This is a genomic window from Pseudomonas sp. DSP3-2-3, assembly GCF_049898225.1.
Classification (GTDB): Bacteria; Pseudomonadota; Gammaproteobacteria; order Pseudomonadales; family Pseudomonadaceae; genus Aquipseudomonas.
The window spans coordinates 1-23,747 of sequence record NZ_JAFCXH010000052.1 but is presented as its reverse complement, the minus strand read 5'-3'; the positions used below and the strand labels follow the sequence as shown (position 1 = coordinate 23,747).

The following is a 23,747-nucleotide window of genomic DNA, read 5'->3' as shown; positions in this document are numbered from 1 at the left end:
GGACTTCAGACTAACAATGCAAACCTGCGTCGCTGCGCTCCGACTGCCCGGCCGGATGAGCGTGGAACGGGTGGCCGGATGTTGGTGGACTGGGTGGCCAGATGGCGTGGAATGCGCAGTAACACACTGTTTTTTCCTGACGCTCGATCCGAACTTGCACCTTCAGAGCTTTCAGCAAGTAGTTCGCCCTTGCCCGTCCCTCAAAGCTCAAAAGATCTAATCTTGCGAAAAAATCCTCCTTGTTTATAATTTTTTCTTGCTGGGAATCACGCTTAAGATCATCCTTTTTTCTCTTTAGCTCTTTCAACTCTTGCTCAAAGCGAAAAGCAGCTTGAACTATAAAGCTGGGTAGATCACCACCGACGTCCAGTATCTGACTTTCAATCTCGGCTTGGCGCTTTTTAACCAAATCTAGCTGTAGATCAATTTTTGCTATTTCTTTTCGAATTTTAGCTTGTGAGTCCTGCACAAGGCTCAAGCTATCTACCTTTGTTAATATCTCCATAAAGGCGCGCTCTGACCTGCTGATTTCCACTAACTTGTTGGTACAGCGGCCCTTGGCGCTTCCATAACATCGCAAGTATTTGCCGCCTTTCGGCAGCTGACCTTTGTTAACCAAATGCATAGGTTCGCCACACATGGAGCACCTGGCTAGCCCTTGCCATACATTGAAATTTACCGCTGCTTTAGTAGCTTTCGAAACATTACGCGTGGATCTGGCTGATTGAGCCTGAAAAAATAAATCTTCATCGATCACGGCAGGAAAAAAGTCAAGTACGGGCTCACCAAGCTTCGCACGCTTGCCATCCACAAGACCGGTCGGTTGATATTCACCAAGAACAGCGCGATTTGACAGAATTTTCCCTGTAGAACTACTGCCCCATAGGCCTGACGCATTCCTCTTGGGGGAGCCGAAAATAGGTATGTTATCTAAATTAAGGAGTTTGGCGATTGCACGATGACCATGCCCAGATATGGCGAGCCTGAAAATCTGCCTAACAACCTGCACTCGTTCTGGCACTTCAACGTACTCACCACCTTCAAGTTTCAACCAATACGGACAAGCTCGACCGAGTGGTTTCTTACTCTCACGCGCATCCTTTTGCTTCTGCTGCCAAGCCTTGCTAACTCGCTCGCCTTTCAAACTGGATTCGCTGTGAGCCCGGCTCATTTGAACGATACTGACTATAAGATCGACGTCATTATAGTCCTTTGTATAAAGCTTATTATCAGCCGCTGTATATATCTGGATATCATTATTTAAGATATCCAAAAAACGAGGAAGCGCTTCCCGGACATGCTCGCGACTCAGCCTATCGAGACTCTCCACAATCAACAGAGATCCTGGATCAATTGTTCCGTCTTTCACATAGCTTAGGAATCTTGCTAGTTGACCTGTGTCATCAAGGTGCTTCCCTTTGTACGCGGATCGCCCACTGTCAAAGAAAAAATAGTCTTCGCTCCTGACGAGCTCCAAGCCATTTTGGGTGCAGTAGGTTTCGGCTGCGGCGCGCTGCCGACGGTAACTATCACCATTCGCTTGCTCCGGCGTTGAGAAGCGGATGTAGCTATAGGCCTTGGTGCGAGGAGTAGTCACGATAGTCTCGAATGCTTGTATGGGTGTAATGTATCACAACCTGTTATTCAGCGGCCCGCCCGGAACTGGCAAAACCCTGCTCGCCAGTCGCCTGCCCGGTTTGCTGCCGCCGCTGGATGAACATGAAGCGCTGGAGGTCGCGGCGATTCAGTCAGTCGCCAGCCAGATTCCGTTGACGAACTGGCCGCAGCGGCCATTCCGTCAGCCGCACCATTCGGCGTCCGGTCCGGCGTTAGTGGGCGGCGGCAGTCGTCCGCAGCCGGGGGAAATTACCCTGGCGCATCACGGCGTGCTGTTTCTCGATGAGCTTCCGGAATTCGACCGCCGTGTTCTGGAAGTGCTGCGCGAGCCGCTTGAGTCGGGTCATATCGTTATTTCGCGGGCGCGGGATCGGGTGCGCTTTCCGGCGCGTTTTCAACTGGTCGCGGCGATGAACCCTTGTCCCTGCGGCTATCTGGGCGAGCCTACCGGTCGCTGCCGCTGTTCTACCGAGCAGATCCAGCGCTATCGCAACAAGCTGTCCGGCCCGCTGCTGGACCGGATTGATCTGCACCTGACGGTCGCGCGGGAGGTAACGTCGCTCAATCCTTCGCCGCAGCAAGGCGACGACACCGCGAGCGCCGCCAGATGGGTCGCGCAAGCCAGGGAACGCCAGCAGCGTCGTCAGGGTTGCGCCAATGCTTTTCTCGACTTGCCCGGCCTGCGCCAGCATTGTGCGTTGTCTGCTGCCGATGAAGCCTGGCTGGAAACGGCTTGCGAGCGCCTCACGCTGTCACTGCGCGCCGCTCACCGCTTGCTGAAAGTGGCGCGCACGCTGGCGGATCTGGAGCAAGTCGAGGCGATCAACCGCAGTCATGTCGCGGAGGCGTTGCAGTATCGGCTTTCGAGTAACTGAATGCGCGGGGCGACATGATCTTTGTGGGAGCGAGCTTGCTCGCGAAGGCATTGTTTCAGACCGAAGAGCCAGTCGGATGTACCTATTCGCGAGCAAGCTCGCTCCCACAGAGTTAAAAGGTCATCTGAACCGATCAACCTCAGTACGCAATTCCGCCGCCAGCGCATTCAACTCTTCGGCAGTCACTGCCAGATGGGAGACCACTTCGCGCTGTTCGGTGTTGGCCATGGCGATGCTTTGCAGGTTGCTACTGAGCAAGGTCGCGGTGCTGCTTTGTTCCTGGGTAGCAGTGGTGATAGCGGCAAACTGTTCACCGGCGGAACGGCTTTGTTCGTCGATCTGGGCCAGCGCGGCGGCGACCTTGGCGTTGCGCGACAGACCTTCCTGCATCAACACGTTGCCCTCCTGCATCGTGCTGATGGCGTTGCCGGTTTCCTGCTGGATGCTGGCGATCATGCCGGAAATCTCGTCGGTGGCCTTGCGCGTACGTGAGGCGAGGCTGCGCACTTCGTCTGCCACCACCGCAAATCCACGGCCCTGTTCACCGGCGCGCGCCGCTTCGATAGCTGCGTTGAGGGCCAACAAGTTGGTCTGATCGGCAATCGAGGTAATCACACCGACGATGCTGCCGATTTCCTGTGAGCGCTGCCCAAGCGTATCGATGACCGTAGCGGTGCTGCTGAGCGACGAAGCGATCTGCTCAAGGGAAGCGGACGCTTCCTGCATCGAGGCGCGACCGATACGGGTTTGCTGGGCATTTTCACTGGCCAGACGTTCGGTATTGCCCATATTGTCGGCGATGTTCAGGGAAGTGGCGCTGAACTCCTCAACGGCACCGGCCATGCTGGTGATTTCGCCGGACTGCTGCTCCATGCCTTCATACGCACCACCCGACAAGCCGGACAATTCGTGGGCGCGGCTGCTGACTTGCTGCGCGGCAGTGCGGATGTGAGAAACCATGGTCGACAAGGCCTCGCCCATCTTGTTGAAGCTGCCCGCCAACTGACCGATTTCGTCGTGACTGGACACATTCAGGCGCACGCTCAGATCACCGGCCCCCAAGGCTTCGGCCTGACGCACCAGATCGGACAGCGGCTGCAGTTTGCTGCGCAACAGCCAGATTGCCGAACCGACCGCGATAAACATGGCCAGCAGACTGCCAATCGCCAGCTGCGTGCCGACGCTCCAGGTCACCGCGCTGATTTCAGCTTTCGGCATGCTCGCGAGCACCGTCCATGGGCCGTCCTTGAACGGCTGGGCAACGCTGTAGAAATCCTGAGCGGTGTCGTTCCAGAACTGACCCTTGCCCGGTTGCTTGACGACGTCAGCGACGGTTTTGCCTGCCTGCTCCGGAGCTTGCGCGCCTGCCGGTGGAACCAGCCAGCGGCCTTGGTCATCCAGCAGCGCCAGTGAGCCCGTGGTGCCGATGCGGAAATTCCTCAGGTTTTCGAACTGAGCATTTTGCGCATCGGTGTAATCAAAGCCGACAAACAGCACTGCAATGACTTTGCCGCTGGTGTCACGCACCGGGGAGTATTGCGTCATGTAATTGCGATCGAACAACACGGTTTTGCCGACATAGCTTTGTCCGGCGATCAAGCGGTCATACGCAGGACTCTTGTGGTCCAGTTGCGTACCAATGGCTCGCGTGCCGTCCTGTTTGGTCACCGACGTACTGATCCGGATAAAGTCGTCGCCGCTGCGCACGAACACCGTGGCAACCCCGGCTGTCAGTTGGCGGAAGCTGTCGACTTCGGTGAAGTCATTGTTCAGGGCTGTGGCGCCTTCATACAGACCCGGCGTCTGCACCCCGGCGACCGTGACAGGTTTGTCGGCCTGAACAGTCAGGCCACCAGCGAAGCGTTTTTCAAACAACCCGGCCAGGCGCTGGGTGCTGTCACGCAAGGTGCTATGAAAGGTGGTGAGCTGATCCGCCAGCAACCGCGCTTCACTGCCCATATGCTCTTCACGAATGACGAGGTTGGCAGAGTCCAGTGAACGCAACGCAAAAACGGTACTGCCGCTGATGACAACCGCCAGAATAACGGCCAGAGCTATACCGAGTTGCGAGGCAATTCGAGCGCGGGGCTTTGACATAAGGGCTCCTGACCAAACAGCTAGAATCTTTAGATCCCGAATGACTGTTCAGTAAATTATCTATTTGATTTTTAGGGCTTTTCGTTGGCTTTTTGGTACGAATGCTCCCATGCCCTCAACATCGGCCACTCAGATGAATACTTGAGCGCACCCGTCGGATTAGCAAACGATTGCGATACTGAAATCCGCCGACCATCTACTTGAGAATTTCCACGTCCGGCAACTCCATGGCCTGGACTTCGCTTTGCAGAAAATCACCCAGTCGACGCAGCCGCTCTGTCCCGGGCCTCGTACGCGGCCAGACCAGATAATAATCCTCGCCGCTGTGCACGGCGGTGCGCCACGGCAGGCTCATGCGACCGTGCGCCACGTCCTCGGCGACCATCAGCAAATCGCCCATCGACACCCCATAACCTCGGGCGGCAGCGATCATGCCCAGCTCCAGCGTATCGAAGACCTGGCCGCCCTTGAGTGATACCTGCGCTGACAAACCCGTGCGTTCCAGCCAGGTTCGCCAGTCGCGGCGATCCGGTGTCGGGTGCAGCAGTTCGGCGCTGGCCAGACGCTCGATATCCCAGGGCAGCTCTTCAAGCAAGCTCGGCGCTCCGACCGGAATCAGCAGTTCAGGGAACAAGTAAATCGCTTCCCAGTCCGCCGGAAAATGCCCGCGACTGAGCAATACCGCGCAATCAAAGGGTTCCTGACTGAAATCCACCACATCGATTTCGACCCAGGCGCTGGTCAGCTGAACTTCGTTACCGACTTGCAGATGGCGAAAACGGCTGAGCCGCGCCAGTAGCCAGCGCATGGTCAAGGTCGGCGGAGCCTTCATACGCAGCACACCTTCGTCGCTCAACAGCGTGCTGCACGCCCGCTCCAGCGCCGAAAACCCGTCCCGCACGCCGGGCAGCAAGGTGCGTGCGGCCTCGGTAAGTTGCAGGGTGCGACCCTTGCGTTGAAACAATCGGCAGGCGAAATGCTCTTCCAGCGTACGAATGTGTCGGCTGACCGCGCTTTGCGTGATGGATAACTCTTCGGCAGCGCGGGTGAACGAGCTGTGCCGCGCGGCCGCTTCGAATGCACGAAGCGCATAGAGAGGAGCAAGACTACGGGCCATTCAGATCTTTCCTGCTGCGGGGAAAGCTAACTTTAGCTCATATCCGCAAGCATGAGTTTTACTCATGCAACTGATCTGATTTATCCCTTTGTGCATGCGCGGCTAATTGTCGAGAATGTGCCGCTCATCAATACCTTCGAATTCGAGCACCATCGCCATGCAACAACCTGCCATCAAAGAACTCTGGATCATCCTGCGCCTGGCCGGGCCGCTGATCGCTTCACAGATGGCGCACATGTTGATGGTGTTCACCGACACCGTGATGATGGGCCAGATCGGTCCCGAGGCGTTGGCGGGCGGCGGCTTGGGCGCAGCCAGTTACAGCTTCATTTCGTTTTTCTGCGTTGGCGTCATGGCCGCGGTCGGCACGCTGGTCGCGATTCGTCACGGCGCAGGCGACAGCAGAGGCGCGACCCAGCTGGTTCAGGCCGGTATCTGGCTGGCGTGGGGCATGGCGCTGATTGCGATGTTGATACTGTGGAATCTGGAGCCGATTCTTCGACACCTGGGCCAGACCGAAGACAATGTGCACATGGCCGGTCAGTTCCTGATCACTTTGCCGTTGGCGCTGCCGGGTTTGCTGACCTTTATGGCGCTGCGCGGTTTCACCAGTGCGCTGGGGCGTGCCGGGCCGGTCATGGCTATCAGCCTGGGCGGCGCGGCCGCCAACTTCGGCCTCAACTATGCGTTTATTCACGGCCTGTTCGGGTTGCCGTACCTGGGCTTGATGGGGATCGGGCTGGTGACGGCGATCGTGACCAACGTCATGGCGCTGATCCTTGCGCTGCACATTCAGCGGCATCCGGCTTATGCGGCTTATCCGATTCGCCAGGGCTTCTGGCAGCTATCGCGCAGCCATCTCAAAGAGCTGTGGCGCCTGGGCTTACCCATTGGCGGCACTTACGCTGTAGAAACCGGGTTGTTTACGTTCGCCGCGTTCTGCATGGGTGCAATGGGCAGCACGCAGATGGCTGCGCACCAGATCGCGCTGCAAACGGTATCCATGGCGTTCATGATTCCAGTGGGCATTTCCTACGCCGTGACCATGCGCATCGGCCAGCATTACGGTGCGGGCAATCTGTTGCTGGCCCGGACCGCCGGGCGTGCGGGCATCGTCTTCGGCGGCAGCGTGATGCTCGCGTTCGGCGTGCTGTTCTGGCTGGCGCCGCACCTGATCATCGGGCTGTTCCTGGACATCAATGACCCGGCGTTCGCCGACATTGTCGATCTGGCGGTAAAACTGCTGGCGATTGCCGCCTGGTTCGAAATCCTCGATGGCACGCAAACCATCGCCATGGGTGCCATTCGCGGTTTCAAGGATGCCAAGACCACCTTCCTGATCGGGCTGGCCAGTTATTGGCTGGTCGCAGCACCTGCGGCGTGGATTCTGGGTTTCTATATGAATCAGGGCGCAGTAGGCGTGTGGTGGGGCCTGGCGCTCGGCTTGCTGTGCTCGGCACTGGCGCTGACCTATGCGTTTGAGAGGAAGACTTCGCGGTTGTTACGGCGCGAAGCGGGTGCGGCAGTGGTGGCTTGAACGCGGTTCCGGGCCCGTTGGACCGCAGTTAATTCAAGCGATTTTCCTGATCAAAAACTACTCAACGACCGCGAAACACCTTGATCGAAGGTCAGGAACTCAATCAGACCCGGCATCGCCAGCGGGCGGCTGATGAGGTAGCCCTGTACCTGATCGCAGCCAAAACTGCGCAGCAAGGCCAGTTGCTCGACGTTCTCGACGCCTTCGGCCACCACTTCCAGGCTCAGGTTGTGAGCCAGATTGATCATGGCGTGGACCAGCTTGCGGTTTTCTTCGCGCTGCTCCATTTCCGCGACGAAACTTCGGTCGATCTTGAGCAGCGCAATGGGCAGGCTGTTCAGATGCACGAACGACGAAAAGCCGGTGCCAAAGTCGTCCAGGGAAAAGCGCACGCCGAGCCTGCCCAGCGCATCCATGGTGTGCTTGACCAGATCGCTACGGCGCATGACGGCGGTTTCGGTCAGCTCGAACTCCAGCCATTGCGCATCGACGCCACGGTCGGCAATCAAACGGCTCAACGTCGCCAGCAACTGATTGTCCTGAAACTGGCGGAACGACAGGTTGATTGCCATGTGCAGCGGCGGCATGCCGAGTTCGCGCAGCGCTTGCATGTCGCGCAAGGCTCGGGAAATCACCCAGTAGCCCAGCGGCACAATCAAGCCGCTTTGCTCGGCCAGTGGCACGAATTCGCTAGGCGGCAACAAGCCACGTTCCTTGTGACGCCAGCGCACCAGCGCTTCCAGGCCTACGATGCGCCCGCTGGTCAGGCAAAGCCTGGGTTGATAGTGCAATTCCAGCTCGTCACGCCGCAGCGCCCGACGCAGTTCGCTTTCCAGATCGGCGAGGCTGCGGGCATTGCGATTGATGCGTTCGTTGAAGACATGAAAGGTGCAGCCCTGAACACCTTTGGCCTGTTGCATGGCGATGTGTGCATGCCACATCAACGGATCAGCCCCGGCCAGGGCGCGCGAGTGGGCGATTCCCAGGCTGCAGCCGATCAGCAGGCTTTCGCCATCGACCCAGTACGGCTCGGCCAGCGCTTCGGTGATGCGTTCAGCCATCCACTCGGCGCGGCGTGGCGCCCGCCGCGTGTCAATTAACAAGGCAAATTCGTCACTGCCCAAACGGGCTATCTGATCGCCAACTTCCAACTGGCTTTTGAGGCGCGCCACGACCTGCAGAATCAACCGATCACCCGCCTGATGACCAAGGGCATCGTTGGCGCGGCGGAAATTGTCCAGATCCAGATGCCCAAGGGCCAGCCCACGGCCTTCGTTTTCCAGCAAACGCGCGGTCAGCAACGTCTGAAAACCCTGGCGATTGGCGATGCCGGTCAACGTGTCCTGTTCGGCCAGGCGTTGCAGTGTGTCTTCCAGCAAGCCTTTTTCGCGGACATGCCGCAGGCAGCGGCGCACGGTGTCAGTCGTCAGGCTGCCGCGCACCAGCCAGTCGACAGCGCCGACCGGTCCGACAGGCGGTTCCTGCTCCAGCAGCATTACGACGGGCAAACTGCAGCGCCCCGGCGCAGGTTGCAGCGCGGGCGTGGTCAGCAATACCGTATTGCTCTGGTCGACAATATGCTCGCTGACCTCACTCCAGTCCGCGCCACACAGCAATTCAATGCCATCCAGCGGAACCAGGCAAACGCGCAGCAATGCTTGCCATTCCGGCTCTTGGGCCAGCAATAACAGTCGCACGGGTTGGAAAAGCGTAGACAAGCTAGCTCCCTAGGCTCGTCAAGGACGAGCAAAAAAGCCCAAAGAAGCGGGGCCAAACCAGCGCCTTTACAGCGCACTGGTACGCAAATGTAACAAAACTTACAGGATTAGATAGCGCAGCGATATTTAGTGCAAGTACAGGGGCGGACGGTGGCCGCACAAACGTCGCAGCCTGTTAAAATGCCCGCCCATTTCGCTTGTGACCCTCTCCCTGTTATGTCCCGACTCAATCCCCGGCAACAAGAAGCCGTGAACTACGTCGGCGGCCCTCTTTTGGTGCTCGCCGGCGCAGGCTCCGGCAAGACCAGTGTGATCACGCGCAAGATTGCTCATCTGATCCAGAATTGCGGCATTCGTGCCCAATACATCGTCGCCATGACTTTTACCAACAAGGCTGCGCGGGAGATGAAGGAGCGGGTCGGCACCTTGCTGCGCGCTGGCGAAGGCCGTGGCCTGACCGTTTCCACCTTCCACAACCTGGGCCTCAACGTGATCCGCAAGGAGCACACGCGGCTGGGCTACAAGCCGGGCTTCTCGATCTTTGACGAGACTGACGTCAAAGCGCTGATGACCGACATCATGCAGAAGGAGTATTCCGGCGACGATGGGGTCGACGAGATCAAGAACATGATCGGCTCGTGGAAAAACGACCTGATCCTGCCACCCGAAGCCCTGGCCAACGCCCGCAACCCCAAGGAGCAGACCGCCGCCATCGTCTACACCCACTATCAGCGCACGCTCAAGGCGTACAACGCAGTGGATTTCGACGACCTGATCCTGCTGCCGGTGAAACTCTTCCAGGAACACGCCGACATTCTCGAAAAGTGGCAGAACAAGGTCCGTTACTTGCTCGTCGATGAATACCAGGACACCAACGCCAGCCAGTATTTGCTGGTGAAGTTGCTGATCGGCATGCGCAACCAGTTCACCGTGGTGGGCGACGACGACCAGTCGATCTATGCCTGGCGCGGCGCGCGGCCGGAAAACCTGATGCTGCTCAAGGACGACTATCCGTCGCTGAAAGTGGTCATGCTGGAGCAGAACTACCGCTCCACCAGCCGCATCCTGCGCTGCGCCAACGTGCTGATTTCCAACAATCCCCACGCCTTCGAAAAACAGTTGTGGAGCGAGATGGGTCATGGCGATGAAATTCGCGTGATCCGCTGCCGCAACGAAGACGCCGAAGCCGAGCGTGTGGCCGTGGAAATTCTCAGCCTGCACTTGCGCACTGATCGGCCTTACAGCGATTTTGCGATTCTGTATCGCGGCAACTATCAGGCGAAACTGATCGAGCTAAAACTCCAGCACCATCAGGTGCCGTATCGTCTGTCAGGTGGCAACAGCTTTTTCGGACGTCAGGAAGTGAAAGACCTGATGGCGTATTTCCGTTTGCTGGTAAACCCGGACGACGACAACGCCTTCCTGCGCGTGATCAACGTGCCGCGTCGGGAAATCGGCTCGACAACCCTGGAAAAACTCGGCAACTACGCCACCGAGCGCAAGATTTCGATGTACAACGCCACCGACGAAATCGGCCTGGGCGAGCATCTGGACAGCCGCTACACCGACCGTTTGCAGCGTTTCAAACGCTGGATGGACCGCGTGCGCGAGCAATGCGCCCAGGACGACCCGATTGGCGCGCTGCGCAGCATGGTCATGGACATCGATTATGAAAACTGGCTGCGGCAGAACAGCTCCAGTGACAAGGCCGCCGATTACCGCATGGGCAACGTCTGGTTCCTGATCGAGGCGTTGAAAAACACCCTCGAAAAAGACGAGGAAGGCACCATGACCATTGAGGAGGCCATCGGCAAGCTGGTCCTGCGCGACATGCTCGAACGTCAGCAGGAAGAGGAAGACGGCGCCGAAGGTGTGCAGATGATGACCTTGCACGCCTCCAAGGGCCTGGAATTTCCTTACGTGTTCATCATGGGCATGGAAGAGGAAATTCTCCCGCACCGCTCCAGCATCGAAGCCGACACCATCGAGGAAGAGCGGCGCCTGGCTTACGTGGGCATCACCCGCGCGCGCCAGACGCTGGCGTTCACCTTTGCCGCCAAGCGCAAGCAATATGGCGAGATCATCGATTGCTCGCCAAGCCGCTTCCTCGACGAACTGCCCCCGGACGATCTGGCCTGGGAAGGCAACGACGACACACCCACTGAAGTGAAAGCCGTGCGCGGCAATACGGCATTGGCGGATATTCGTGCCATGCTCAAACGCTAGAATTGACTTTTTTTGCGCACATCAGCGCAGCCGAGGAACCGACGTGGAAGCACTGCACCAGAAAATTCGCGATGAAGGCATCGTCTTATCCGACCAGGTGTTGAAGGTCGATGCGTTTCTCAATCATCAGATCGATCCTGCGCTGATGCAGCTGATCGGCGATGAATTCGCCACGCTGTTCGCCGACTCGGGCATCACCAAGATCGTTACTATCGAAGCCTCGGGCATCGCGCCGGCGATCATGACCGGCCTGCGGCTCGGCGTGCCGGTGATCTTCGCCCGCAAGCATCAATCCCTGACGCTGACGGAAAACCTGCTGTCGGCCACGGTGTATTCGTTCACCAAGCAGACCGAAAGCACCGTCGCCATTTCGCCACGGCATCTGAACAGCAATGACAAAGTGCTGATCATCGATGACTTCCTGGCCAACGGAAAGGCGTCCCAGGCGCTGATTTCGATCATCAAGCAAGCCGGCGCAACCGTTGCCGGGCTGGGCATCGTGATCGAGAAGTCATTTCAGGGCGGCCGCGCCGAACTGGACGCCCAAGGTTATCGTGTCGAATCGCTGGCACGAGTGAAGTCCCTGGCGGGCGGGGTTGTTACATTTTTGTAGGCAATTACTAACATGTGGGACCGGATTTATCCGGGAAGACGGCATTTCTGACGACCAAATGCAGTGAATGAACCGGCCTCTTCCCGGATAAATCCGGTCCCACGGGGTTCTCATCAGTCAGACGAGTCCCCTCCTACCAGAATCCTTGTTTGCTGGCAGGGTGTCGGGAATACCCAACCCGCCAGCCTCAACAACCGTTTTGGAGACCCCATGATCATTGGCGAGCGCTTGTACATCGAAGCATTGTTCGATCCTCTCACCTCGACCATCAGTTATCTGGTCATGGATCTGGGCAGCAAACACTGCGCCCTGATCGATAGCGTGCTGGACTACGACCCCAAGTCCGGGCGTACCGGCACCGAGTCCGCCGACCGCTTGATCGCCCGCGTTCGGGAGCTGCAGGCATCGGTGCAATGGATTCTCGAAACCCATGTCCACGCCGATCATCTTTCCGCAGCCGCGTACCTGAAAGACCAGCTGCAAGGGCAGATCGCCATCGGCAGTCATATCACCCAGGTGCAGAAAGTGTTCGGTGCGCTGTTCAACGCGCCGGGCAGTTTCGCCCGCGATGGCAGCCAGTTCGATGTGCTACTGGGCGACGGCAGGTCATTCCAGATCGGCACGCTTGAAGCGCGGGCGATGCACACGCCTGGCCACACTCCGGCGTGCATGACCTACCTCGTGGAAGTGGCGGGCGAAACCGTGGCGTTCGTTGGCGACACCTTATTCATGCCCGACTACGGCACCGCGCGCTGCGACTTTCCCGGCGCCGACGCCCGCACGCTGTATCGCTCGATTCATAAAATCCTCAGCCTCCCGGCCAGCACGCGACTGTTCATGTGCCATGACTACCTGCCAAACGGCCGCGAACTGCGATACATGACCACCGTTGCCGAGCAGCGCGCCGACAATATCCACATCCACGAAGGCATTGATGAAGAAGCCTTCGTGAAAATGCGCGAAGCCCGCGATGCGACCCTGGACATGCCCGTGCTGATCCTGCCTTCGGTGCAGATCAACATGCGCTGCGGCCACCTTCCGGAGCCGGAAGAAAACGGTATCAGTTACCTGAAAATTCCGCTGAACGTCCTTTGAACCGGCCACTCATTTCTGGAATCGATGCCATGCAAACACCCAATGACCTCCGGCGCCCAGTCATCATTGACGGCGACGCGACCGGCATTGCGGACGGCGCATGAACGAGCACCAACTCCTGGGCGCAGGCCTGGGCACGTTGATCGGCGCGATATTGGCGTTGACCGGGGCCGGTGGCGGCATTCTCGCCGTGCCATTGCTGGTGTTTGGTCTTGGCCTGTCGATGGTCGAGGCCGCGCCCGTGGGATTGCTGGCAGTCGGCCTGGCGTCGGCGGTCGGTGCGATTCTGGGTTTGCGCGAAGGCATCGTGCGCTATCGCGCTGCGGGCTATATCGCCAGCATCGGCATCGTCATCGCGCCGCTGGGGTTGTGGCTTGCCCATCAACTGCCGAACACGCCGCTGGCGCTGCTGTTCTCGGCGGTCTTGATGTATGCCTGCGTGCGAATTTTCCGCAAAGCCAGCTGCGAACTGCGCCACGGTCCGTCAGCCACCCGCCCGGATTTTCTGCCCTGTGTCCTGAACCCGCTGCAAGGTCGCTTGCGCTGGACCATGCCGTGTCTGCGCGCGCTGACGCTGACCGGCATGCTGGCGGGCCTGTTATCCGGATTGCTGGGGGTTGGCGGCGGCTTCGTGATAATCCCGGCGCTGACGCGCTACACCGACCTGAACATGAAAAGCGTGGTGGCCACTTCATTGGCGGTCATTGCCCTGGTTTCCCTCGGCAGCGTGATCACCGCAACGCTGAGCGGCGTGATGCACTGGGCCGTCGGCGCGCCATTTGCAGCAGGCGCGGTGGTCGGCCTGGTCGCCGGACGGCAGATTTCCCGCTACCTCGCCGGGCCGCGATTGCGGCAGCTGTTTGCCGTGGTGGGAATCGGTGCGGGGCTGATGTTGGTGGTGAGTGTGATGTCTGCCTGATGCTGACGGAACGCAACTCGTTGGAGCGGGGCCGGTGTTTGTTTCCCGACAGCGGAGTCTGGACGACCGGGAATCTCCTACACGGATTGTGATCCGGCCGTGCTCTGCAACCCTGCCAACAACAATCGCTGATACAGCTCTTCCTTCAAACCCTGCGGTTGATCGAGTTGCATGCGCTCAAGCTGCGCCGGGAATGCCGAAGGTTCCGGGGCGTCCAGCGTGGCTTTGCCCAGTTCGAGGATTTCCGTGAGCTTGAATTTGCTCTCCAGCCAGTTCAGCGCCCTGAGCAAATCGCGCTCTTCAATACTGAAGTCGCAGCCCAGCGGGTATTCGGTAAACAACTGCGAAAACTGCTCGGCAATCGCCTGCAAGCGCTCGGGGGAGTTCTGCGCGAAGCGCGGGTCGAGGCGGAAATCCTTGGGCAGCTTGCCGATTTTTTGCGCCTGCTCGATCAAGCCCACCTGGAAACGCGAGTCGCTGATATTGAGCATGGCTTCGATGACGGCGGAGTCGGTTTTGCCGCGCAAATCGGCAATGCCGTATTCAGTCACGATGATGTCCCGCAGGTGCCGGGGAATCGTGGTGTGGCCGTATTCCCAAACGATGTTCGAATTGACCTCGCCGCCCGCTTCGCGCCAGCTGCGCAGGATCAGAATCGAACGTGCGCCTTCCAGCGCGTGGGCTTGAGCAACAAAGTTGTACTGGCCGCCGACACCGCTCAAAACCCGCCCGTCTTCGAGTTGATCCGCCACCGCTGCGCCCATCAGCGTCACGGTAAACACACTGTTGATAAAGCGCGCGTCGCGGCGTTGCAGGCGTTTGAGCTCTTCATTGCCATACAGCTCGTTGATGTAACTGATGGCGGTCATGTTGAACTGGCCGAGACGCTCCAGGGAAAACTCACGCAAACGGGCATAAAAACTCTGCGGCCCGAGGAAAAACCCGCCATGCACGATAACTCCGTCGGTGTGTGCGGTTTCGTCCAGCGTGCCCTCGTTGGCCTCGCGCTGACGCATCACATCGGCGTAGACCTTGCGCCGAATGATCCCGGCATCGACCAACACCAACAGGCCGTTGACGAACATTTCGCTGCAACCATATAGCCCGGAAACGAACGGCAGCACGCCACCTTCGCGGTCGATCAAGACTTGCCAGTCGCTGAGATTCAACTCGGCGAGCAAGGCGCGATAGGTTTCGTTATCGGCTTGCCGGGCCAGCAACGCAGCGGTCAAAGCGTCGCCCATGGCGCCGATGCCGATCTGCAACGTGCCGCCGTCGCGCACCAGCGTGCTGGCGTGCAGACCAATGAAATGATCCTGATAACCCACCGGCATGTTCGGCGTCGAAAATAGCGTGCTGCGCTCGTCGTCCTCCAACAGGAAATCGAAGTCCTCAACAGCCAGTTCCGAATCGCCTGGCATATAAGGCAGGTCAACGTGGACCTGGCCGAGCAACAGGACGGTTTCCCCAGCCGCGCGGCGCTTGGCGATCATCGGCAGCAAATCGAGGGTGACGTCCGGGTTGCAACTCAGACTCAGCTTGCCCGGCCGCTGCTCATCACGGGCGACCAGTTGCGCCACCAGATTCAGGCCATTGGCATTGATGTCCCGCGCCGCATGGCTGTAATTGCTGCTGATGTAATCCTGCTGCGCCGGTGCGCTATTGAGCAGACTGCCCGGCTGCATGAAAAACTGCTGCACGCGAATATTCGGCGGCAGGCTGTCACGGTGCAGATCGGCCAGATACTCAAGCTCGGGATAATCATCGAAAACCCGTTGCAGAAACGGCTGGAGAAACCGCTCCTTCAAACCCTCGCCCACCGCAGGCCGGCCAAGGCTGAGCGCCGTATAAATGGTCAATTGCCGGTCGGGCAGCAGCTTGATCCGTTGGTACAACGCGTTGACGAACCGGTTCGGCTTGCCCAGCCCCAAGGGAATGCCCATGTGGATATGCGCCGGTAACTGCGCGACTACCTGCGCGACGGCTTGGTCAATGGAACAGGACTGCGGCATCGGTTCCTTCCTGGTTTTGTTGTTCGATGGAGCTTGGACCGGGCGTTCAGTGAATTTGCTGCATACGACGCTCGTTGGAGATTCTATGTTCGCGAGCAAGCTCGCTCCCACAGAATTGATTTATCGCTTCAAAAAAGCCGCATGCAACTCAGCCAGCGTCGCAAAATGATAGGTCGGCGATTCGGCTTGCAGCTCTTCATGGCTGCCAAAACCATAACCTACCGCGGCCACGTCCAGACCGTTGCGCAGGCCGCCGATGAGGTCGTGTTTGCGGTCGCCGATCATCAGGGTTTGTTTGGGATCGAGGTTTTCTTCGGCGAGCAGGTGCGCGATCAGCTCGACTTTGTCGGTGCGGGTGCCGTCCAGTTCGCTGCCGTAGATCACCTTGAAATGCCGGGCGAAGTCGAAGTGGCGGGCAATTTCGTGGGCGAAGACCCAAGGCTTGGACGTGGCGATGAATAAATTGCGACCTTGGTCGGCCAGTTCGTCCAGCAGCGCGAACACACCGTCGAAGACCAGGTTTTCATACAGCCCGGTGACCTTGAAACGCTCGCGGTAGAACCCCACGGCTTCCCAGGCTTTGGCCTCGTCGAGGTTGTAGGCGAGCATGAATTGCTGCAACAACGGCGGGCCAATGAAGTGTTCGAGGTTGGCGAGATCGGGTTCGTCGATGCCCAGTTTGCCCAGCGCAAACTGGATCGAACGGGTGATGCCCAGGCGCGGATCAGTCAGCGTGCCATCAAGGTCGAACAGAATATTTTGGTAATGCATAGAACTCCCAAGGTTTTTCCAGGTTCAGCTGTTGTCAGCGTGGGACCGGCTTTAGCCGGGAAGGCGGCATTTCTGACGATACAGATGCGTTGTTTGAACCGGCCTCTTCCCGGCTAAAGCCGGTCCCACGAGGCCAGTCCCACTAGAACCCCACGAGGATTTAGCACGGCTGATCAAAGCCCTCAGCAAGGTGCAAATCCTTGAGCTTCACGTAATTGGCGGCGCTGTAAGGGAAAAAGGCGATCTCTTTTTCGGTCAATGCCCGCATCTGTTTGACCGGGCGTCCTACATAAAGAAAGCCGCTTTCCAGGGTTTTACCCGGCGGCACCAGGCTGCCCGCGCCAATGATTACTTCGTCTTCGACCACCGCGCCGTCCATGATCGTGCTGCCCATGCCGATCAGGATGCGATTGCCGACAGTGCAGCCATGCAGCATCACTTTGTGGCCGATGGTCACTTCGTCGCCGATCAGCAATGGAAAACCATCCGGGTTGAACGGCCCGGCGTGGGTGATGTGCAGCACACTGCCGTCCTGCACGCTGGTACGCACGCCGATACGGATGCGGTTCATGTCGCCGCGAATGACGGTCAGTGGCCAGACAGAGCTGTCGGCGCCGATCTCGACATCGCCGAGTACCACGGCCGAATGATCGACGAACGCCCGTTCGCCAAGGGCTGGCGTGTGATTCTGAAAGCTGCGGATGGCCACGATAGGCTCCTTCTTTGGCGCTGATAGCTGCGGACCGCGCCGATTGTAATTAAGATGCGTGGGTGTTTCTTCCAGCCAAGGTGCAAAACCGTGAGCGCGAACAACCCTCTTCTGCAATCCTACGACCTGCCACCTTTCTCGGCGATTCGTGCCGAGCATGTCAAACCTGCCATTGAACAGATCATTGCCGACAACCGCGCTGCGATTGCCGACATTCTCGTCAAGCAAGGCTCGCAGCCTACATGGGCCGGGCTGGTGTTGGCGATGGACGAACTCAACGACCGCCTCGGCGCGGCCTGGAGTCCGGTCAGTCATTTGAACGCCGTGTGCAACAGCGCCGAACTGCGCGAAGCCTACGAGTCGTGCCTGCCAGCCTTGAGCGCTTATTCCACGGAAATGGGCCAGAACCGCGAGCTGTTCCAGGCCTTCGAGGCCTTGGCCAACAGCCCGGAAGCCGCTGGCTTTGACGTGGCGCAGAAAACCATTCTGGAACATTCGCTGCGTGATTTCCGCCTGTCCGGCATCGATCTGCCGCCAGAACAGCAGAAGCGCTACGCCGAAGTGCAGAGCAAGTTGTCCGAGCTGGGCAGCCAGTTTTCCAATCAGCTGCTGGATGCGACTCAGGCCTGGACCAAACTGGTCACTGACGAATCCGCGCTGGCGGGTCTGACTGATTCGGCCAAACAGCAAATGGCGGCCGCCGCCAAGGCCAAGGATCTGGAAGGTTTCCTGATCACGCTGGAATTTCCGAGCTACTACGCGGTGATGACCTACGCCGAAGACCGCGCCCTGCGCGAAGAAATCTACGCGGCGTATTGCACCCGTGCGTCGGACCAGGGCCCGAATGCCGGTCAGAACAACAACGGTCCGGTCATGGAGCAGATTCTCGATTTGCGGCAGGAACTGGCCAGATTGTTGGGTTTTGCGAGCTTCTCCGAGCTGAGTCTGGCGACCAAGATGGCTGAATCCAGCGATCAAGTGCTGAGTTTCCTGCGGGATCTGGCCAAACGCAGCAAGCCATTTGCCGCGCAGGATCTGCAACAGCTCAAGGCGTATGCCGCCGAACAAGGCTGCCCGGATCTGCAAAGTTGGGACAGCGGTTTTTATGGCGAGAAGCTGCGTGAGCAGCGCTACAGCGTTTCCCAGGAGGCCTTGCGCGCCTACTTCCCCATCGACAAAGTGCTCGGCGGCTTGTTTGCCATCGTGCAGCGTTTATACGGGATCGAAATCGCCGAGCAGAAGGGCTTTGACACCTGGCATCCGGACGTTCGTCTGTTCGAGATCAAGGAAAACGGTCAGCACGTCGGACGGTTCTTCTTCGATCTGTATGCCCGCGCCAACAAGCGTGGTGGTGCCTGGATGGACGGCGCACGCGACCGTCGCCGCACTGCAGAAGGTCAGCTGCAAAGCCCGGTGGCCAATCTGGTGTGCAACTTCACGCCCGCTTCGCCTGGCAAGCCAGCGCTGCTGACCCACGATGAAGTCACCACGCTGTTCCACGAATTCGGCCACGGCCTGCATCACCTGCTGACCCGCGTTGAACATGCCGGTGTGTCGGGCATCAATGGCGTGGCGTGGGATGCGGTCGAGTTGCCGAGCCAGTTCATGGAGAACTGGTGCTGGGAACCTGAAGGCCTCGCGCTGATTTCCGGTCATTACGAGAGCGGCGAACCGCTGCCTCAGGATCTGCTGCAAAAAATGCTGGCGGCGAAGAATTTCCAGTCCGGCCTGATGATGGTTCGCCAGCTGGAATTCTCGCTGTTCGACTTCGAATTGCACGCCACCCATGGCGATGGCCGCAGCGTGGCGCAGGTGCTCGAAGGCATTCGCGACGAAGTCTCGGTGATGCGTCCGCCTGCCTACAATCGCTTCCCGAACAGCTTTGCGCACATCTTCGCGGGCGGTTATGCAGCGGGTTACTACAGCTACAAATGGGCTGAAGTGCTGTCCGCCGATGCCTTCTCGAAGTTCGAGGAAGATGGCGTGCTCAATGCCGAAACCGGTCGCGCATTCCGTGAAGCGATTCTGGCCCGTGGAGGTTCGCTGGCGCCGATGGTGCTGTTCGTCGACTTCCGCGGACGCGAGCCGTCGATTGACGCACTCTTGCGCCACAGTGGCCTGAGTGAGGAAGTGGCAGCATGACCGATACACCGGTAGTCATTACCAAGAAGCGCTTCATCGCCGGGGCTGTCTGCCCGGCGTGCAGCGAGCCCGACAAACTCATGATGTGGAACGAAAACGACGTTCCTCATCGTGAATGCGTGGGCTGCGGCTACAGCGACACCTTGAATGCCCAAGGTCAGTCGATTCCCAAGGAACTCGGTACGCGGGTCAACAAACCTGCTGTCAAGCCTGCTGACCCCAAGGTCCAGGGCGTGCAGTTCTTCCCGAATCCGAAGCTGAAAAAGCCGGTTGATCCCAGCTGATCCCAATGGCCGCCGCAGGGCATGTGGGACCGGCTTCAGCCGGGAAGGCGTCGCTACATCCGGTGCATATGTTGCGTCAGGAATGATGTCTTCCCGGCTGAAGCCGGTCCCACAGGGATTTCCTGCAAACAGATAGGCCGCTGATCATCTTGTAGCAAAACTTCTGTCTTCTCCTGTACTGTATATACATACAGATAAGGAGAAAATCCCCATGTCGCTGATTTTCCCGCCTCGTGGTCGTGGCACGGCCAGCAATCCGCACAATCGTTTCGCGCCGAATCGCTCGGTTGCCGAGGATGACGGCTGGTATCAGGAAGTGCCCATGACCCAAGGCACGCAGGTCACCAGCGAAACTGCCAAGAGCATCATCACTCGCAACAGCTCGCCGGACATTCCCTTCGATCGCTCGATCAATCCTTATCGCGGCTGCGAGCATGGTTGTATTTATTGCTACGCGCGCCCCAGCCATGCCTATTGGGATATGTCTCCGGGCCTGGATTTCGAGACAAAACTCATCGCCAAAACCAATGCCGCCGCCGTGCTGGAACAGCAGCTGTCCAAGCCGGGTTACAAATGCGCGCCGATTACCCTGGGGGCGAATACCGATCCGTATCAGCCCATTGAACGTGAATACAAGATCACCCGCGCCGTACTGGAAGTGCTGCTGCGCTACCGGCATCCGGTGACCATCATCACCAAAGGTTCGCTGATCCTGCGCGATCTGGACTTGCTGGCCGAACTGGCGAAACAGCGTTTGCTCTCGGTGTTCATCAGCCTGACCACACTGGATGACGAGCTCAAGCGCATCCTCGAACCCCGCGCCGCAGCGCCGAAGGCCCGTTTGCGGGCGATTCGGGTGATGCGTGACGCCGGGATTCCGGTGGGCGTGCTGTGTGCGCCGATGATTCCGATGATCAATGACATGGAACTCGAAAGCCTGCTCAGTGAAGCCAAGGCTGCCGGAGCGCTGAGCGCCAGCTATGTGATGCTGCGTTTGCCGCTGGAGGTTGCGCCGCTATTCGACGAATGGCTCAAGGCACATTATCCGCAGCGCGCCGAGCACGTGATGAGTCTGGTCCGGCAGGTGCGCGGCGGCGAGGTCTACGACAGCCGCTTCGGCGTGCGCATGCGCGGCGAAGGTCCTTTTGCCGATCTGCTGGCCCAGCGCTACAGTATTGCAATCAAGCGCCTCGGACTGAACAAGCGCGAGAGTTTCAATCTGGATAGCGAGGCGTTCTGCCCGCCGGGCGGGCAGATGTCGTTGTTGTAACCTGCAAGCGGTAGAGTCGATCAGTCCAGTGAACGTCGGCAAATAAAATAATGTCGTATCGCCATGAGTAGCGGACTAGAGCGTTGCATTAAGTTTCAATTAAGTTTTGCCGGTTAGTGTGTAACACGCAATGAGTCTGCGGCCTCGTACAATGGAATGTGCACCGCGCCGCTTTGACAGCCTCAAAGCTACCATCCACATCAATCCGTCAAAGAGGATGAGACATGAACGACATGGATAAGCAGGCTTCGGCTGCACTGGCGGACGAACGACCGCAAGCCGAATCCGCCGACGTTGCACTCAAGCATATTGTTGATGGCTTCAAGCATTTCCGGCACGACGTCTTCCCGCAGCAGGAAGAACTGTTCAAGAAACTCGCAAACGCCCAGCAACCCAGGGCGATGTTCATTACCTGCGCCGACTCACGCATCGTTCCGGAGCTGATTACCCAAAGCTCGCCGGGCGATCTGTTTGTTACCCGTAACGTCGGTAACGTGGTTCCGCCTTACGGCCCCATGAATGGCGGCGTTTCCACAGCCATTGAATATGCGGTACTGGCTTTGGGCGTTCACCACATCATCATTTGCGGCCACTCCGATTGCGGCGCCATGCGCGCAGTACTCAACCCGCACACCCTCGAAAAAATGCCGACGGTCAAAGCCTGGTTACGCCACGCTGAAGTCGCGCGCATCGTGGTCGAAGACAACTGCAACTGCGCTGGCGAGACCGAGACCATGCATGTTCTCACCGAAGAGAACGTCATCGCCCAATTGCAGCACTTGCGTACTCACCCTTCTGTAGCGTCAAAAATGGCCAGTGGACAGCTGTTCATCCACGGCTGGGTCTACGACATCGAGACCTGTGCCATCAGAGCCTACGACGCGGAACAAGATTGTTTCCTGCCTCTGGACGGCGACCATCCGACACCGATGGCCACGCCGAAACCGCGTTTCTAACGACGCGCTTTTAAAACTCGTACAAATCCGTGGCGGCTCGCGTGCATCGCGCGCCGCACGGCATTGTCACGTCTGAAGAAATCCGGAGACTCGTCATGGGTATCGCTCAACTGAAATCTGTTTTACCACGGGAGCTACTGGCTTCCGTGGTGGTGTTCCTGGTGGCGCTGCCACTGTGCATGGGGATCGCGATTGCGTCGGGCATGCCGCCCGCCAAAGGCTTGATAACCGGCATCATTGGCGGTTTGGTGGTGGGTTGGCTGGCAGGTTCGCCGTTGCAGGTCAGCGGCCCGGCTGCGGGCCTCGCGGTATTAGTGTTCGAGGTGGTGCGTGAACACGGGATGGCCATGTTGGGCCCGATCCTGCTGCTCGCCGGACTCCTGCAAGTGTTGGCCGGACGCTTCAAGCTCGGCTGCTGGTTCAGGGTCACGGCGCCAGCGGTGGTCTACGGCATGCTGGCCGGCATTGGCGTGCTGATCGTGCTGTCGCAGGTTCACGTGATGTTCGACGGCGGACCGAAACCCTCCGGCCTGGACAACCTTGTCGGCTTCCCCGCGACGCTGATTCAGGCCATCGGGCCAGGCACCGGCATGCAGGCCGGTATCCTCGGCCTGAGTACGATTCTGATCATGTGGCTGTGGGATAAATGGCGGCCGCAATCACTGCGCTTCGTACCGGGTGCTTTGCTGGGCGTCGGCGTGGCGACACTGGCCAGCCTGGCGCTGGCGTTGCAGGTCAAGCGGGTTCAGGTGCCGGACAACCTGGCTGAAGCCATCGACTGGCTGCGCCCTGCGGACCTGCTGAATCTGGCCGACCCGGCGATTCTGGTGGCGGCTTTCGCCGTGGCGTTCATTGCCAGCGCGGAAACCCTGCTGTCGGCGGCCGCCGTGGATCGCATGCATGACGGCCAGCGTTCGGATTTCGACAAGGAACTGAGCGCCCAGGGTGTGGGCAACATGCTCTGCGGATTGCTGGGTGCATTGCCGATGACCGGCGTGATCGTACGCAGCTCCGCCAACGTTCAAGCCGGTGCGCGCACGCGCTTGTCGGCGATCTTTCACGGCGTGTGGCTGCTGGCTTTCGTGTTGCTGCTGTCCAGTGTGCTGCAAAGCATTCCGGTCGCGAGTCTGGCGGGTGTTCTGGTGTATACCGGCTTGAAGCTGGTAGACCTGAAGGCGTTTCGCGGTCTGGGTCGTTATGGCCGCATGCCGATGTTCACTTACGCGGCGACCGCTGCGGCGATCATTTTCACCGATCTGCTGACCGGCGTTCTGGTGGGTTTTGGCCTGACGCTGGTCAAGCTGGCGCTGAAGGCGTCGCGCTTGAAGATCAGCCTGATCCCGCTGGATGCCGAAGGTGAAATGGAGTTGCGTCTGGTAGGCGCTGCGACTTTCCTCAAGGTGCCGGCGTTGACCAAGGCGCTGGGCAACGTGCCCAACGGCACCACGTTGCATGTGCCGCTGAACAACCTGAGCTATATAGACCATTCATGCCTGGAATTGCTGGAAGAATGGGGCCGGGCCAACGCTGCGCAGGGTTCGCGATTGATCATCGAACCGCGCGGGCTGAAGCGTCGACTGGAAGGCCGTGTGCGGACCACCGTGGGGATTGGATCAGCGGTGGGTTGAGCAAGCTGCCCCCCGTTGGAGCGAGGCTTGCCCGCGAACATGGAATCTCCAACGGATCTGGACGTACAGCCGATGCATTTGCGTCTACTGGAATGCCGTCTTCCCGGCTAAAGCCGGTCCCACAGTGGGACCGGCTTTAGCCGGGAAGGCGTCGGTTCAGA

17 protein-coding genes and 1 pseudogene are annotated in these 23,747 nt (G+C 58.9%); 11 read left to right on the top strand and 7 right to left on the bottom strand.

Features of this window, described 5'->3' with window-relative positions; translation table 11 throughout:
- Positions 1 to 10: 10 nt before the first annotated feature.
- Positions 11 to 1,597, bottom strand: coding sequence for a recombinase family protein (locus ACP7E4_RS29420; RefSeq protein WP_426119639.1), 1,587 nt, complete (start codon positions 1,595 to 1,597; stop codon positions 11 to 13).
- A 34-nt stretch (positions 1,598 to 1,631) separates the two neighbouring features.
- On the opposite strand from ACP7E4_RS29420, the pseudogene ACP7E4_RS29415 reads away from it, so the two are divergent.
- Positions 1,632 to 2,492, top strand: a pseudogene (locus tag ACP7E4_RS29415) (YifB family Mg chelatase-like AAA ATPase); the annotation flags it as partial.
- A gap of 120 nt (positions 2,493 to 2,612) precedes the next feature.
- Here ACP7E4_RS29415 and ACP7E4_RS29410 read toward each other — a convergent pair.
- Together ACP7E4_RS29410 and ACP7E4_RS29405 are read right to left on the bottom strand one after the other, a co-directional pair.
- Positions 2,613 to 4,589 carry a methyl-accepting chemotaxis protein gene (locus ACP7E4_RS29410; RefSeq protein ID WP_426119640.1) on the bottom strand — a complete coding sequence of 659 codons (1,977 nt, stop codon included), beginning with the start codon at positions 4,587 to 4,589 and terminating at the stop codon, positions 2,613 to 2,615.
- 196 nt (positions 4,590 to 4,785) lie between these two features.
- Positions 4,786 to 5,706, bottom strand: coding sequence for a LysR substrate-binding domain-containing protein (locus ACP7E4_RS29405; protein WP_426119642.1), 921 nt, complete (start codon positions 5,704 to 5,706; stop codon positions 4,786 to 4,788).
- A 157-nt stretch (positions 5,707 to 5,863) separates the two neighbouring features.
- Between ACP7E4_RS29405 and ACP7E4_RS29400 the strand changes: the two genes are divergently transcribed.
- Complete coding sequence (locus ACP7E4_RS29400) at positions 5,864 to 7,243, top strand: NorM family multidrug efflux MATE transporter (protein WP_426119644.1); 1,380 nt, start codon at positions 5,864 to 5,866, stop codon at positions 7,241 to 7,243.
- A gap of 50 nt (positions 7,244 to 7,293) precedes the next feature.
- Here ACP7E4_RS29400 and ACP7E4_RS29395 read toward each other — a convergent pair whose 3' ends face one another.
- Positions 7,294 to 8,961 carry a putative bifunctional diguanylate cyclase/phosphodiesterase gene (locus ACP7E4_RS29395; RefSeq protein ID WP_426119645.1) on the bottom strand — a complete coding sequence of 556 codons (1,668 nt, stop codon included), beginning with the start codon at positions 8,959 to 8,961 and terminating at the stop codon, positions 7,294 to 7,296.
- A gap of 216 nt (positions 8,962 to 9,177) precedes the next feature.
- On the opposite strand from ACP7E4_RS29395, the gene rep reads away from it, so the two are divergent.
- The 4 genes from rep to ACP7E4_RS29375 all read left to right on the top strand — a co-directional run bounded on the left by rep (position 9,178) and on the right by ACP7E4_RS29375 (position 13,814).
- Positions 9,178 to 11,187 carry a DNA helicase Rep gene (rep, locus tag ACP7E4_RS29390; RefSeq protein ID WP_065832549.1) on the top strand — a complete coding sequence of 670 codons (2,010 nt, stop codon included), beginning with the start codon at positions 9,178 to 9,180 and terminating at the stop codon, positions 11,185 to 11,187.
- A gap of 43 nt (positions 11,188 to 11,230) precedes the next feature.
- Positions 11,231 to 11,800, top strand: coding sequence for a xanthine phosphoribosyltransferase (locus tag ACP7E4_RS29385; RefSeq protein ID WP_426119647.1), 570 nt, complete (start codon positions 11,231 to 11,233; stop codon positions 11,798 to 11,800).
- 210 nt (positions 11,801 to 12,010) lie between these two features.
- Complete coding sequence (locus ACP7E4_RS29380; protein ID WP_426119648.1) at positions 12,011 to 12,895, top strand: MBL fold metallo-hydrolase; 885 nt, start codon at positions 12,011 to 12,013, stop codon at positions 12,893 to 12,895.
- A gap of 100 nt (positions 12,896 to 12,995) precedes the next feature.
- Complete coding sequence (locus tag ACP7E4_RS29375) at positions 12,996 to 13,814, top strand: sulfite exporter TauE/SafE family protein (RefSeq protein WP_426119649.1); 819 nt, start codon at positions 12,996 to 12,998, stop codon at positions 13,812 to 13,814.
- Positions 13,815 to 13,891: 77 nt separating this feature from the next.
- Here the strand turns inward: ACP7E4_RS29375 and ACP7E4_RS29370 are convergent, their stop codons facing one another.
- The 3 genes from ACP7E4_RS29370 to ACP7E4_RS29360 form a co-directional block, all read right to left on the bottom strand.
- Positions 13,892 to 15,826, bottom strand: coding sequence for an acetyl-CoA hydrolase/transferase C-terminal domain-containing protein (locus ACP7E4_RS29370; protein WP_426119651.1), 1,935 nt, complete (start codon positions 15,824 to 15,826; stop codon positions 13,892 to 13,894).
- 120 nt (positions 15,827 to 15,946) lie between these two features.
- The gene (locus ACP7E4_RS29365) at positions 15,947 to 16,597 is read right to left on the bottom strand and encodes an HAD hydrolase-like protein (RefSeq protein WP_426119653.1); all 651 of its coding nucleotides are present in this window, start codon (positions 16,595 to 16,597) and stop codon (positions 15,947 to 15,949) included.
- A 160-nt stretch (positions 16,598 to 16,757) separates the two neighbouring features.
- Complete coding sequence (locus ACP7E4_RS29360) at positions 16,758 to 17,306, bottom strand: gamma carbonic anhydrase family protein (protein WP_020293388.1); 549 nt, start codon at positions 17,304 to 17,306, stop codon at positions 16,758 to 16,760.
- A 90-nt stretch (positions 17,307 to 17,396) separates the two neighbouring features.
- Between ACP7E4_RS29360 and prlC the strand changes: the two genes are divergently transcribed.
- The 5 genes from prlC to ACP7E4_RS29335 all read left to right on the top strand — a co-directional run bounded on the left by prlC (position 17,397) and on the right by ACP7E4_RS29335 (position 23,586).
- Complete coding sequence (gene prlC / locus ACP7E4_RS29355; RefSeq protein ID WP_426224906.1) at positions 17,397 to 19,448, top strand: oligopeptidase A; 2,052 nt, start codon at positions 17,397 to 17,399, stop codon at positions 19,446 to 19,448.
- Entirely contained in the window at positions 19,445 to 19,732 is a 288-nt protein-coding gene (locus ACP7E4_RS29350; protein WP_426119656.1) for a YheV family putative zinc ribbon protein, read from the top strand. The genes prlC and ACP7E4_RS29350 overlap by 4 nt, the downstream gene beginning before the upstream one ends.
- 211 nt (positions 19,733 to 19,943) lie before the next feature.
- Complete coding sequence (locus ACP7E4_RS29345) at positions 19,944 to 21,002, top strand: PA0069 family radical SAM protein (protein WP_426119657.1); 1,059 nt, start codon at positions 19,944 to 19,946, stop codon at positions 21,000 to 21,002.
- A gap of 224 nt (positions 21,003 to 21,226) precedes the next feature.
- Positions 21,227 to 21,958, top strand: a complete 732-nt coding sequence (locus ACP7E4_RS29340; protein ID WP_426119658.1) for a carbonic anhydrase — start codon at positions 21,227 to 21,229, stop codon at positions 21,956 to 21,958.
- Positions 21,959 to 22,053: 95 nt separating this feature from the next.
- On the top strand, positions 22,054 to 23,586 hold the full coding sequence (locus ACP7E4_RS29335; RefSeq protein WP_426119660.1) for a SulP family inorganic anion transporter: 1,533 nt from the start codon (positions 22,054 to 22,056) through the stop codon (positions 23,584 to 23,586).
- The last annotated feature ends 161 nt before the right edge of the window (positions 23,587 to 23,747 follow it).

Excerpts from the sequence above, each read along its gene's own strand:
- ACP7E4_RS29340 (WP_426119658.1), top strand. The coding sequence starts at position 21,227 with ATGAACGACATGGATAAGCAGGCTTCGGCTGCACTGGCGGACGAACGA.
- ACP7E4_RS29350 (WP_426119656.1), top strand. The coding sequence starts at position 19,445 with ATGACCGATACACCGGTAGTCATTACCAAGAAGCGCTTCATCGCCGGG.
- ACP7E4_RS29335 (WP_426119660.1), top strand. The coding sequence starts at position 22,054 with ATGGGTATCGCTCAACTGAAATCTGTTTTACCACGGGAGCTACTGGCT.
- ACP7E4_RS29370 (WP_426119651.1), bottom strand. The coding sequence starts at position 15,826 with ATGCCGCAGTCCTGTTCCATTGACCAAGCCGTCGCGCAGGTAGTCGCG.
- ACP7E4_RS29380 (WP_426119648.1), top strand. The coding sequence starts at position 12,011 with ATGATCATTGGCGAGCGCTTGTACATCGAAGCATTGTTCGATCCTCTC.
- ACP7E4_RS29345 (WP_426119657.1), top strand. The coding sequence starts at position 19,944 with ATGTCGCTGATTTTCCCGCCTCGTGGTCGTGGCACGGCCAGCAATCCG.
- rep (WP_065832549.1), top strand. The coding sequence starts at position 9,178 with ATGTCCCGACTCAATCCCCGGCAACAAGAAGCCGTGAACTACGTCGGC.
- ACP7E4_RS29405 (WP_426119642.1), bottom strand. The coding sequence starts at position 5,706 with ATGGCCCGTAGTCTTGCTCCTCTCTATGCGCTTCGTGCATTCGAAGCG.
- ACP7E4_RS29375 (WP_426119649.1), top strand. The coding sequence starts at position 12,996 with ATGAACGAGCACCAACTCCTGGGCGCAGGCCTGGGCACGTTGATCGGC.
- ACP7E4_RS29410 (WP_426119640.1), bottom strand. The coding sequence starts at position 4,589 with ATGTCAAAGCCCCGCGCTCGAATTGCCTCGCAACTCGGTATAGCTCTG.
- ACP7E4_RS29400 (WP_426119644.1), top strand. The coding sequence starts at position 5,864 with ATGCAACAACCTGCCATCAAAGAACTCTGGATCATCCTGCGCCTGGCC.
- ACP7E4_RS29365 (WP_426119653.1), bottom strand. The coding sequence starts at position 16,597 with ATGCATTACCAAAATATTCTGTTCGACCTTGATGGCACGCTGACTGAT.